Annotated in this window: 3 protein-coding genes and 1 pseudogene; 2 read left to right on the top strand and 2 right to left on the bottom strand. The window is 75.6% G+C overall.

Annotation, left to right across the window (positions count from 1 at the left end; translation table 11 throughout):
• Positions 1-1,116, top strand: a 1,116-nt coding sequence (gene mycP / locus DKL51_RS31195; protein WP_124813056.1) for a type VII secretion-associated serine protease mycosin, incomplete at its 5' end; no start/stop codon positions are given.
• Positions 1,117-1,213: 97 nt separating this feature from the next.
• Here the strand turns inward: mycP and DKL51_RS31190 are convergent.
• Together DKL51_RS31190 and DKL51_RS31185 are read right to left on the bottom strand one after the other, a co-directional pair.
• Entirely contained in the window at positions 1,214-1,507 is a 294-nt protein-coding gene (locus tag DKL51_RS31190) for a WXG100 family type VII secretion target (protein WP_109947048.1), read from the bottom strand.
• Between the two features lie 22 nt (positions 1,508-1,529).
• Positions 1,530-1,847 carry a WXG100 family type VII secretion target gene (locus DKL51_RS31185; protein WP_109947047.1) on the bottom strand — a complete coding sequence of 106 codons (318 nt, stop codon included), beginning with the start codon at positions 1,845-1,847 and terminating at the stop codon, positions 1,530-1,532.
• Positions 1,848-2,081: 234 nt separating this feature from the next.
• On the opposite strand from DKL51_RS31185, the pseudogene DKL51_RS31180 reads away from it, so the two are divergent.
• A pseudogene (locus tag DKL51_RS31180) lies at positions 2,082-2,278 on the top strand (type VII secretion protein EccE); the annotation flags it as partial.

The raw sequence follows: 2,278 nt of genomic DNA, 5'->3' as shown, positions 1-2,278 counted from the left end.
ACGCCGGGCTGCGCCGCCCCGCCCGCACCGTCCCGCCCGGTCGCCGACCAGCCGTGGCCCCAGCAGCGGTACGCCCCGGACCGGCTCGCCCCGCTGGCCACCGGCGCCGGGATCGTCGTGGCGGTGATCGACTCGGGGGTGGACCGCCGTCACCCGCAACTCGCCGGACGGGTGCTCGACGGCACGGACTTCCTCGACCCGGGCGGTGACGGCACCCGGGACTGCGCCGGGCACGGCACCGGGGTGGCGAGCATCATCGCGGCGACGCCCCGCCGGGGTGTCGCGTTCCACGGGCTGGCGCCCGGCGCCCACATCCTGCCGGTACGCGTCAGCGAGCAGCAGGTGGTCGAGGGGCGGGAGTCGGGGCGTACGGTCGGCGCCGCCGACTTCGCCCGGGCCATCCGGTGGGCGGTGGACCACGACGCCGACGTGCTCAACCTCTCCGTCGTGCTCTACGCCGACACCCCGGCCGTCCGGGCGGCGGTCGCCTACGCGCTCCGCCGGGACGTGGTCGTGGTGGCCGCCGCGGGCAACCTGCACGACAGCGGCGACCCGCGCCCGTACCCGGCCGCCTATGACGGCGTGCTCGGGGTGGGCGCGATCGGGGCGGACGGCGTCCGGTCCCCCTTCTCCCAGATCGGCCCGTACGTCGACCTGGTGGCGCCGGGCAGCGACGTCCTGATGGCAGCGCCCGAGCAGGGCCACCACCGGGCGGAGGGGACGAGCTACGCGGCCCCGTTCGTGGCGGCCACCGCGGCGCTGCTCCGGCAGTACCGCCCGGACCTGAGCGCCGCCGAGGTGGTGGGCCGGATCGTGGCCAGCACGGACCCGGCGCCGGGCACCGGCGACGGGTACGGCGCCGGAGTGCTGAACCCGTATCGGGCGGTCGCCGAGGCTCCGGGCCCGGTGACCGGGCGAGCCGCCCCGGCGGCCGTGCTGCCGGTGGAGCGGGCCGATCCGGCAGCGCAGGCGCAGCGGGACCGGCGGCGCTCGGCACAGCACCGGGCGCTGCTGGTGGCCGGTGCCACCGGGGGCGCGGCGACGGTCACCGTGCTGCTGGCCGTGGTGCTGCCGCGCGGCGCCCGCCGCCGGTGGCAACCGGCCGGCCCGGCCTGACCGTCTCCGGCGACGCGGCGCGTGCAAAGCAGCACCGCCGGAAACAGGAACGGCGGCGGCGTGGACGGCAACCGCCCGACGCCGCCGCCGATCCGCCTCACTGGAACAGGTTGACGTTCCTCTTCTCCGTGTCCAGGTAGTCGGCCGCGGAGTCGTCCACGGCCAGCTTGATGTCGCGCAGCATCGCCTGCAGGTCCTGCGAGGCGGACCGCCACCGCGTCTGCCGCTGCTCGTACGCCTCCCGAGCCTCACCGGCCCAGCTCGCCACCAGTGGGGCGGCGTCCCGTTCGAGCTGACCGAGCTGGCTTTCGAGGTTGTTCAGCGCCTTCTGGATGTCCGCGCTGGCCTGCTGGAGCGCGGCGAAGTTGACGACCAGCACACCGTGGTCCATCGGATCTCCCCTTCGGTGAGGTCTACAGCGGCAACTGGATGCCGCGGTGGGTGCCGGCGACCCGGCTGGCGGCCTCGGTGTCCGAGACGTCGTACTGCTGACCGGCGGTGCGGATGGCGCCGGCGGTCTCCCGCAGGGCCCGCTGCAGGGCGGCCTGGTCCTGCGCCCACTGCTGCTTGACCTGCTCGAACGAGCGCCCGCCGGCACCCCGCCAGGCCTGCTGCAGCACCTCCAGCTCGGCCATCAGGCCGCTCAGCATGGCCTGCAACGACTGGTCCACCTGCTCGAACTTCGCGGCGGTCTGCTGCATCACCGCGGCTTCTGCCTGGGTCTGGGACACCCGGACGTCACCTCGTCTCCTCGGTCGTGGCTGGCCGCCGGAACGACCATCGTGGACGTGCCGGTGCGCGGGCCGGTGTCACCGGCCGGCTGCGCCCGGCGGAACTCGTCGCCGACGGTAGCGGGCCGACTCCGGTTCTGCTACCCCCTCTCCCTCCCCTGTGGACAACGTACGATCGCGGAACCCTTACGATGAGCCACGCCAACGTCACTCGACGAACGCGGAGGAGGCGCGGTGACGGCGACCACCACCGGGCGCCCGGCGCCGTCGGCCACCCGGCAGACATCATCGCCACAGTGGACGGCCACCCCGCCTCGGCCGGCGGCCGGTGTCCGCGCCGGGCAGATCGTCGCGGCACAGCTGGCGGTCGCGGCGGTCGCGGCGGCCGTCGGCCGGGGCGTGGCGGTGACCACCGGCGCCCTGCTGCTGGC

The organism is Micromonospora globispora, assembly GCF_003857015.1.
Lineage (GTDB): Bacteria > Actinomycetota > Actinomycetes > Mycobacteriales > Micromonosporaceae > Micromonospora > Micromonospora globispora.
Note: the sequence above shows the minus strand (reverse complement) of the source record. Positions and strands in the feature narration are given on the sequence as shown.

Coding starts and splice junctions, on each gene's coding strand:
- DKL51_RS31190 (WP_109947048.1), bottom strand. CDS start 1,507: ATGGACCACGGTGTGCTGGTCGTCAACTTCGCCGCGCTCCAGCAGGCC.